General features: G+C 45.2%; 1 protein-coding gene and 1 pseudogene. One reads left to right on the top strand and one right to left on the bottom strand.

Annotated features, from left to right (window positions below):
- A partial coding sequence (locus NW863_RS13115) for a hypothetical protein (RefSeq protein WP_414366888.1) occupies positions 1-484 on the top strand: 484 nt, incomplete at its 5' end.
- A 9-nt stretch (positions 485-493) separates the two neighbouring features.
- Here NW863_RS13115 and NW863_RS13110 read toward each other — a convergent pair.
- Positions 494-1,154: pseudogene (locus NW863_RS13110) on the bottom strand (J domain-containing protein); the annotation flags it as partial.

Here is a 1,154-nt window from a genome sequence, read left to right as displayed (position 1 = left end):
TGAAAATCCTTCAGGATATCTTCACAGAGATTGCCAAGGAGTCAGCTTGTCAAGCGTTGTGGAGATTCTCAAGTATGTAAAGGGTGAATCGGATGCGAGTAAGCTGTTTGACGAATATATACGACCAGCTATTTTCAACTCACAAAGCATTAAATCCTGGACTGATAGCATACCACTAAGATCTAGGAATGCCATCCTGGCAATCATTGCCCCATCTTTGATTGATACAGGCGGGTGGATAATCTGGGATCCCATAGTTTGGGATCCTCCTCGGAGAGAAGCTATCCTCAGTAACGCAAATCAAGTTATAGCGACTGCCCAGTCTATGATCGAGTTGGACAGGAGACTGGAAGGCTACAGATACGAAATCACTGAAATGACTCGGCTTGGTCTCAGCTACCAAGAGTGGCAAAGTCTGGTTTTGCCACCAAAAAACTCGCCTGAGGATCCAGACCCCAACGTTTTACTGCTCCTGCCGGCTTAGGAAGCAGGATCAATGGGGGTAGAATCCGCCGCCCAAACCAAACAAGACGGCTAATATGCCAATACCGACAGCGACCCCAGCTGCTAGTTTCAGATCCTCCTTTAGCTTTTCAGCGTCGGCTCTTTCCTTTATCGCTGTCAACAGGAAGAGTTGATCCTCTCCGCTAAGCCTGCTTATAAACTCAGGGGATAAAGACTCAAGGGGGAGACTCTTAAAGTAGTCGATCCTGCTCCTGCAGTAAAGCTGAATTTGAGAGAGCTTTGCATTTTTATCTCTCTCTAGCCGCTCTATTGATTTCTTCGCTTCATCCTGGAACCTTCTAGCGCTCTCGACTTGCTGTTTGGTGTAGTATTCTTTTCTGTAGTGGTAGTGATAGAAAAGAAAGATAGCTATAGCCAGCCAAAACAGTGACGCATACAGGGACTGAAACCACTCATCAAAAGAAGGATTTGGGAAGGAGGCTATAACGGAAACAGGCAAGGGAGCCACAAACAGAAGAAACAGCAGACTGAACAGTTTAGCGCAACCTCCGGTATGAAAGGTAGAATCAATTTTAGCTTCCTCTTGTTTTATTCCGATAGAGATTAAGTTTTTCCTTAGCTCAGACTTCACTTGCTCTATCTTTTGATTGTAGTTAACTTCGATACTTTCCTTGCGACGCTCTATTTCC

Source organism: Synechococcus sp. B60.1 (genome assembly GCF_047462555.1).
Classification (GTDB): Bacteria; Cyanobacteriota; Cyanobacteriia; order Thermostichales; family Thermostichaceae; genus Thermostichus.
Note: the sequence above shows the minus strand (reverse complement) of the source record. Positions and strands in the feature narration are given on the sequence as shown.